This window comes from Cupriavidus sp. HPC(L) (assembly GCF_000307735.3).
GTDB lineage: Bacteria > Pseudomonadota > Gammaproteobacteria > Burkholderiales > Burkholderiaceae > Cupriavidus.
The window spans coordinates 1-6,892 of the sequence record NZ_AMPR02000164.1 but is presented as its reverse complement, the minus strand read 5'-3'; the positions used below and the strand labels follow the sequence as shown (position 1 = coordinate 6,892).

The 6,892-nt window shown below is 66.7% G+C and carries 5 protein-coding genes; 1 reads left to right on the top strand and 4 read right to left on the bottom strand.

Going from position 1 to position 6,892, the window contains the following annotated elements:
• From narJ to B551_RS11250, 4 genes are all read right to left on the bottom strand, one after another.
• On the bottom strand, positions 1–575 hold a 575-nt coding region (gene narJ / locus B551_RS11265; protein ID WP_023264102.1), incomplete at its 3' end, for a nitrate reductase molybdenum cofactor assembly chaperone.
• Between the two features lie 3 nt (positions 576–578).
• Positions 579–2,105, bottom strand: a complete 1,527-nt coding sequence (gene narH, locus B551_RS11260; RefSeq protein WP_023264101.1) for a nitrate reductase subunit beta — start codon at positions 2,103–2,105, stop codon at positions 579–581.
• Positions 2,102–5,923, bottom strand: a complete 3,822-nt coding sequence (locus B551_RS11255; RefSeq protein ID WP_023264100.1) for a nitrate reductase subunit alpha — start codon at positions 5,921–5,923, stop codon at positions 2,102–2,104. The genes narH and B551_RS11255 overlap by 4 nt, the downstream gene beginning before the upstream one ends.
• A gap of 503 nt (positions 5,924–6,426) precedes the next feature.
• Positions 6,427–6,639, bottom strand: a complete 213-nt coding sequence (locus B551_RS11250; protein ID WP_006577163.1) for a twin transmembrane helix small protein — start codon at positions 6,637–6,639, stop codon at positions 6,427–6,429.
• Positions 6,640–6,720: 81 nt separating this feature from the next.
• Between B551_RS11250 and B551_RS11245 the strand changes: the two genes are divergently transcribed.
• Positions 6,721–6,892, top strand: a 172-nt coding sequence (locus tag B551_RS11245; RefSeq protein WP_043438950.1) for an SURF1 family cytochrome oxidase biogenesis protein, incomplete at its 3' end; no start/stop codon positions are given.

The window sequence follows — 6,892 nt, the reverse complement described above, 5'->3', positions numbered from 1 at the left end:
GCCGAGGGCTCGGGCAGCGTCAGCGCGGGCGGGCGCTGCCCGATGATCCGCAGCAGCGCGCCCAGCGGCAGCGCGTAGTGGCTGCGCCGCTGGGCGAGCTGGGCCGCGATCGATTGCAGGATTTCGCCGGTCTCGGCCAGCAGCGCCACCGCGTCGGATGCCGGCAGCCGCGACAGGTACTCGAGAAAGACCGGCAGGTAGTCGGGCAGATGGCCGGCCTGCAGCCGCAGTCCGTGGCGCTCGTACATCTGCAGCAGGTCGACCATCGCCTGGCCCCGGTCGCGCGATTCGCCATGCACGTGTTCGAACAGATGCAGCGAGGTCGCGCGCCCGCGATCGAACAGCGCGACATAGTTCTCCTGCAGCGTCAGCGGCTCGCGCGCGGCCAGGTAGTCGAGGAAACGTTCGAGGTCGGCGCGGCTGTCGCGCGGCAGCGAGCGGTCCTCGGCGACGCGCCGGCGCGCCTCCGGCACGGCGGCGAGCAGCGCGGCCTCGGGATAGTCGAGCAGGGCCGACAGCAGCGAGAAGGTGGCCGGCGAAGGCGCGGCGGCACGCGAAAAGACGTCGGTCAGCATGTCCTAGAACTCCTGGCGGATCGGGATCTTGCGATTGCCCTTCTTCGTGCTGAAGAGGCTGGTTTCCGAGCGTCCGTCCGAGCAGCCGTTGCCGAACGAGAAGCCGCACGAAGACCGCAGGTCGAAGGCATCCTCGGCGTATTCGCGGTGCGAGGTCGGGATGACGAAGCGGTCCTCGTAGTTGGCGATCGCCAGGTAGCGGTACATCTCTTCGACCTGTGCGGCGTTCAGTCCGGCCTGCGCCAGCACGCCGGGCGCGTCGACGCCGTCGACATGGCGGGCGCGCATATAGGCGCGCATCGCCAGCAGCCGCTCCAGCGCCAGCTTGACCGGCGCCTCGTCGCCGGCGGTCAGCAGGTTGGCCAGGTAACGCAGCGGAATGCGCAGCGAGCCGACGTCCGGCAGATAGCCATTGATGCCGAGCTCGCCGCTGTTGGCGGCGGCATTGATCGGCGACAGCGGCGGCACGTACCAGACCATCGGCAGCGTGCGGTATTCCGGATGCAGCGGAAAGGCGATCTTCCAGTCGATCGCCATCTTGTAGACCGGCGACTTGCGCGCGCCGTCGATCCAGCCGGCCGGCACGCCGTCGCGCTCGGCCTGCGCAGCCACCGCGGGATCGTTCGGGTCGAGGAACAGCGACAGCTGCGCCTCGTACAGGTCCTGCTCGGACTCGACGCTGGCCGCCTGCTCGATGCGGTCGGCGTCGTACAGCAGCACGCCCAGATAGCGGATGCGGCCGACGCAGGTCTCCGAGCAGACGGTCGGCTCGCCGGCCTCGATGCGCGGATAGCAGAAGATGCATTTCTCCGCCTTGCCGCTGTGCCAGTTGAAGTAGATCTTCTTGTAGGGGCAGCCCGACACGCACATGCGCCAGCCGCGGCACTTGTCCTGGTCGACCAGCACGATGCCGTCCTCCTCGCGCTTGTAGATCGAGCCAGACGGACACGCCGCCACGCACGCCGGATTCAGGCAGTGCTCGCACAGGCGCGGCAGGTACATCATGAAGGTGTTCTCGAACTGCCCGTAGATGTCCTTCTGCACCTGCTCGAAGTTGTAGTCCTGCGAGCGCTTGTCGAATTCGCCGCCGAGGATCTCCTCCCAGTTCGGCCCCCATTCGATCTTCTCCAGCCGCTCGCCGCTGATCAGCGAGCGCGGCCGCGCCACCGGCATCGCGCGGCTGTCGCCGGCGTCCTGCAGATGCGCGTAGTCGAAGGTGAACGGCTCGTAGTAGTCGTCGATCTCCGGCAGGCGCGGATTGGCGAAGATCTGCGCCAGGATCCGCCACTTGCTGCCAAGGCGCGGCTCGAGCCGGCCGTTGGCCTTGCGGGTCCAGCCGCCGCGCCAGCGCTGCTGGTTCTCCCAGTCCTTGGGGTAGCCGATGCCGGGCTTGGTCTCGACGTTGTTGAACCAGGCGTACTCCATGCCCTCGCGGCCGGTCCAGACGTTCTTGCAGGTCACCGAGCAGGTATGGCAGCCGATGCATTTGTCCAGGTTCAGCACCATCGCGATCTGCGCGCGCACTTTCATCGAGCCTCTCCTTCGCGGATCCTGTGTTCGGTGGCCGGGTTGACCGGATCGGGCGGCGCATCGTCGAGCCAGTCCACGCGCCGCATCTTGCGCACGATCAGGAATTCGTCGCGGTTGGCGCCAACCGTGCCGTAGTAGTTGAAGCCGTACGACAGCTGTGCGTAGCCGCCGATCATGTGGGTGGGCTTGAGCGAGACCCGCGTCACCGAGTTATGGATGCCGCCGCGCCCGCCGGTGATCTCCGACCCCGGCGTGTTCACGATCTTCTCCTGCGCGTGATACATCATCACCATGCCGCGCGGCACCCGCTGGCTGACCACGGCGCGCGCGCACAGCGCGCCGTTGGCGTTGTAGCACTCGATCCAGTCGTTATCGACGATGCCGGCCTGCCTGGCGTCGTCCTCGGCGATCCACACGATCGGGCCGCCGCGCGACAGCGTCAGCATCAGCAGGTTGTCGGTGTAGGTACTGTGGATGCCCCACTTCTGGTGCGGCGTGATGAAGTTCAGCACGATCTCGGGATTGCCGTTCGAGCGCGTGCCGACCATGCCCGCGTAGCTGCCGGTATCGATCGGCGGCTTGTAGACGCACAGCGATTCGCCGAACGCGCGCATCCACGCATGGTCCTGATACAGCTGCTGGCGTCCGGTCAGCGTGCGCCATGGAATCAGCTCGTGAACATTCGTGTAGCAGGCGTTGTACGACACGTGCTCGGACTCGATGCCGCTCCAGGTCGGCGACGAGATGATCTTGCGCGGCTGCGCCTGGATGTCGCGAAAGCGGATGCGCTCGTCGGCGCGCGACCGCGCCAGATGGGTGTGGTCGATGCCGGTCAGCGCCGACAGCGCCTGCCACGCCTTGACCGCGACCGCGCCATTGGTCTCGGGCGCCAGCGACAGGATCACCTCGGCGGCGTCGATCGCCGAATCGATGCGCGGCCTCTGTCCGGCGTGACCGGCGTGGTCGGCATCGTCCGAGTCGGACGTGCGCTGGTTCAGCTCGCCCAGCCACCGGACCTCGTCCTCGGTATTCCAGCCGATGCCCTTGCCGCCATTGCCCAGCCTGTCCATCAGCGGCCCCAACGAGGTGAAGCGGCGATAGGTGGCCGGATAGTCGCGCTCGACCACGGTCACCGACGGCATCGTCCGCCCCGGCTGCGGCTCGCATTCGCCGCGCTTCCAGTCGCGCACGTCGAAGGGCTGGGCCAGCTCGGCCGGCGTGTCCTTGCCGATCGGCGACAGCACCACGTCGCGCTCGATGCCGAGATGACCTTCAGCCAGTTCGGAGAAACGCTTCGCAATGCCCTTGAAGATTTCCCAGTCGCTCTTCGATTGCCAGGCCGGATCGACCGCCGCCGACAGCGGATGGATGAACGGATGCATGTCGGACGTGTTCATGTCGTCCTTCTCGTACCAGGTCGCGGTCGGCAGCACGACGTCGGAGTACATGCAGGTGGTCGACATGCGGAAGTCCAGCGTCACCAGCAGGTCCAGCTTGCCCTCGGGCGCGTTCTCGTGCCACGCCACCTCCTCGGGCCGCGGTACCTCGCCATGGCGTCCTTCGCCGATCTGCTCGCCCTGCACGCCATGCGTGGTGCCCAGCAGATGCCTGAGGAAGTATTCGTGCCCCTTGCCGGACGAGCCGAGCAGGTTGGAGCGCCAGACGAACAGGTTGCGCGGGAACGCGCGCGGATCGTCGGGGTCCTCGCAGGCCAGGCGCAGCGCGCCGGACTTCAGGCCGTCGGCGACGACGCTGCCGGCGGCGGCCGGATCGGCCAGCGTGCGGCCGAGCGCCAGCGGGTTCTGCAGCAGCTGCGGCGCCGACGGCAGCCATCCCATTCGTTCGGCGCGCACGTTGTAGTCGATCGGCGCGCCGTGGAATTGCGACTTGTCGGCCAGCGGCGACAGCAGCGCGCCCGGGTCCATCGGGTCGTAGCGCCACTGGTCGGTATGCGCGTAGAAGAACGACGTCCCGTTCATCTGGCGGGGCGGCCGATACCAGTCCAGGCCGAACGACAGCGGCGTCCAGCCGGTCTGCGGCCGCAGTTTTTCCTGGCCGACATAGTGGGACCAGCCGCCGCCCGACTTGCCGACGCAGCCGCACATGATCAGCAGGTTGATGATCGCGCGGTAGGACATGTCCATATGGAACCAGTGGTTCAGCCCCGCGCCGAGGATCACCATCGACTTGCCCTCGGTCTTGTGCGCGTTCTCGGCGAACTGCCGCGCGACCGCGATCACGTCGGCGCGCCTGACGCCGGTGATCGCTTCCTGCCAGGCCGGCGTGTACGGAATGTCGTCGTCGTAGGAGGCGGCGACATCGCGGCCGCCCAGCCCCTGGTCCAGCCCGTAATTGGCGATGAACAGGTCGTAGACCGTGGCGACCAGCATGTCGCCGTTGCGCGTGGCAATGCGGCGCGCACCGATCCGGCGCGACAGCACCGAGCCGTGGCCGGTATTGGGAAAGTGCGGATGCGGGACGTTGCCGAAGTAGGGGAACTGCACGTCGACCGCTTCGTCATGCGCCTCGGCCAGCGACAGCCGCGGCACGAGCGGCGTGCCGTCGGCGCTCTCCATCCGCAGGTTCCACTTGCCCGCGTCGTCTCCGGGCTTGCCGTCCTGCTGCTGGCCCCAGCGAAAGCCCGCCGAACCGGGCGGCACGACGACGCGGTCGGTGGTCTCGTCGATCATCACGGTCTTCCACTCGGGCCGATTGGCCTGCCCGAGCGCGTCATCGAAATCGGCGGCCCGCACCAGCCGCTCCGGCACATAGCCGTCGCCATGCGGCACCAGCCGGACGAGACACGGCATGTCGGTATAGCGGCGGCAGTAATCGAGGAAGTAGGCGCTGCGGCCCGGCGCCAGGTGGAATTCCTTCAGCACCACGTGGCCCATCGCCAGCGCCAGGGCCGCGTCGGTGCCCTGCTTCGGATGCAGCCAGATGTCGCCGAACTTCGCGCCTTCCGAATAATCGGGAAAGATCGACACCACCTTGGTGCCGCGATAGCGGACCTCGGTCATGAAGTGCGCGTCGGGCGTGCGCGTCTGCGGCACGTTCGAGCCCCACATCACGATGAAGGTCGAGTTGTACCAGTCGGCCGATTCGGGCACGTCGGTCTGCTCGCCCCAGGTCTGCGGCGACGCGGGCGGCAGGTCGCAATACCAGTCGTAGAAGCTCAGGCAGACACCGCCCAGCAGCGACAGGTAGCGCGCGCCGGCGGCGTAGGACACCATCGACATCGCCGGGATCGGCGAGAAGCCGACCACGCGATCGGGGCCATGCCGCGCGATGGTATGGACATTGGCGGCGGCGACGATCTCGTTGACCTCGTCCCAGCTCGAACGGACAAAGCCGCCGAGGCCGCGGCGCGCCTGATAGCTGCGCCGCGCCTGCGGGTCGTCAACGATCGAGGCCCAGGCCTCGACCGGCCCCATCGACTGGCGCCGCTCGCGCCACAGCCTGACCAATGCGCTGCGCACCAGCGGGTATTTGAGCCGGTTGGCGCTGTAGAGGTACCAGGAATAGGAGGCGCCGCGGGAACAGCCGCGCGGCTCGTGATTGGGAAGATCGGGACGGGTACGCGGATAGTCGGTCTGCTGGGTTTCCCATGTCACGATGCCGCCCTTGACATAGATTTTCCAGGAACAGGATCCGGTGCAATTGACGCCATGCGTGGAGCGCACGATTTTGTCATGCTGCCAGCGCTGGCGATAACCGTCCTCCCATTTCCGGTCTTCGTCGGTGACGGCGCCGTGGCCATTGGAAAATGCGATGCGCTCGGTCGAGAAGTAACGCAAGCGGTCGAGAAAATGGCTCATGACGGCTCCGGTCGATTCCGCCTGTCGGCCATGCGGAAAACGGCGGCAACAGCCATCCCCCGCGTGCGGGCGCACGCGTTCCGACAAGGCATTTCATGGGGCGGCTTTGATATTAGTGGTCGAACGCGAAATTGCAAATTCGCGTGCCAACCACATTAACATGCCATATCGATCGGTAAAAACGGAACGAAAAGATTCTTTGACCTGAATCAAAATCGGCGAATGACGGCACCGCCGGCGTCCTATTCGCATGAATTACAAATCGCGTTTCAGTTATGTACCGAAATGCCGGTGATCGCCGCGACACGGCGGCGACACGGCGGCGACACAGCCGATTACGGCTGCAATACGCAGGGCACACGGATCCAAGGGCGCGGCGCGGCGTGTCGATCCTTTAGAATGCGGGATTGCCGTGCATTCCCTGCCAGCACAAACAGCAAGCGCCGCAGGAGTCCACCCCTGCGGCGCTTGCTGTTTGTCGGCTGTCTGGAAGGTGCCCGGTGCTACGGCCCCGTGCGGATGCCCGTGCTTTCGATCCATCCCATCCAGTACGAGAACAGGATGAACAGGAACAGCGCGATCGACAGGCCGACACGTACCGTCAGCGAACGGACCATATGCGCGCTCGACTTGCCGCGGTCGCGCATCATGAAGAACAGGGCCGAGGCCAGGCTGGAGACGATCAGGATGAAGGCAATGACGATGACGATGCGCATGGCGGCGGTCGGGGCGATGGTGTGCCATTATCGCACCGCGTCCCCCCGGCAGTTTCGACGGCATTTGTCGCTGTGCCCCCGATGAAGCTGCTGCGCGCCCTGAGCCCGGTGCCGACGGTCGCGGCGCTGATCGTCATCGCGGTGACCTGCGCGCTGGGCAACTGGCAGCTCGGCCGTGCCCACGACAAGATCGCCCGCGCCGAGCGGCTGCGCGCGCTGGCCGAGGCGCCGCCGCTGCGGATCGGCACGGCGC

What these genes read in the sequence shown, in the direction of transcription:
- narH (WP_023264101.1), bottom strand. Translation starts at nt 2,105, where the DNA reads ATGAAAGTGCGCGCGCAGATCGCGATGGTGCTGAACCTGGACAAATGC.
- B551_RS11255 (WP_023264100.1), bottom strand. Translation starts at nt 5,923, where the DNA reads ATGAGCCATTTTCTCGACCGCTTGCGTTACTTCTCGACCGAGCGCATC.
- B551_RS11250 (WP_006577163.1), bottom strand. Translation starts at nt 6,639, where the DNA reads ATGCGCATCGTCATCGTCATTGCCTTCATCCTGATCGTCTCCAGCCTG.